Source organism: Enterobacter sp. RIT637 (genome assembly GCF_019718755.1).
Taxonomy (GTDB): Bacteria; Pseudomonadota; Gammaproteobacteria; order Enterobacterales; family Enterobacteriaceae; genus Enterobacter.
This window is the reverse complement of the sequence record NZ_JAIHAZ010000091.1, coordinates 1-637: the sequence shown is the minus strand read 5'-3', so window position 1 is coordinate 637 and position 637 is coordinate 1. Positions and strand designations below refer to the sequence as shown.

General features: G+C 46.5%; 1 protein-coding gene and 1 pseudogene. Both read right to left on the bottom strand.

The window, feature by feature from the left end:
- Nucleotides 1-448: GGDEF domain-containing protein (locus K5E19_RS23335; RefSeq protein ID WP_260411932.1), on the bottom strand; the 448-nt coding region annotated here is incomplete at its 3' end.
- Between the two features lie 24 nt (nucleotides 449-472).
- Nucleotides 473-577, bottom strand: a pseudogene (locus tag K5E19_RS24295) (GAPES1 domain-containing protein); the annotation flags it as partial.
- Between the last annotated feature and the right edge of the window lie 60 nt (nucleotides 578-637).

The window sequence follows — 637 nt, the reverse complement described above, 5'->3', positions numbered from 1 at the left end:
TATCCCGGGAGCGATCAATATTATTGTCGATCAGAATTAAACAAAACTCATCGCCGCCGAGCCGGATTCCGTAATCGCTTTTGCGAATCGACTGAGCCAGCGCCAGCCCCAGGGACTGAATCGCCTTATCGCCCATATGATGACCTAATGTGTCATTGATTCTTTTGAGTCCATCGCTATCGATAGCGATCACCGTGAGCGGAATATTTCTCTCCACCAGTAACTGAATTTTTTGGTTGAGTTCTGGCGTGATCACTTTGCGGTTATACAGCCCGGTTAACACATCGGTAATATTGTCGCGTGAGAGTAATTTCTGACGGATAAACTGTTTGCGGGCATAGCGTAGCAGCATCACGGTAGCCAGGACGTAAAGCAGCACCAGCCAGAAAGTCAAAATCACCACGTAAATCGCATCGAGCTTAACGTGCAGGGTATAGTACTGCGTCATTTCATCTTTATAATTAATCAGATCCAGCGACCTAAGGATCGGCTTATGGAAAATGATATTCCCCCCGGTGGTATTATCCGTGACATACAGGGAGAGGAATTTCCACAATATTGGGCGGTCAGGGGTAATAAACGATGTGGCCAGATCGTGAATATTAATGTCGGTGATCAGCAGGCCTTTTATTTGTCC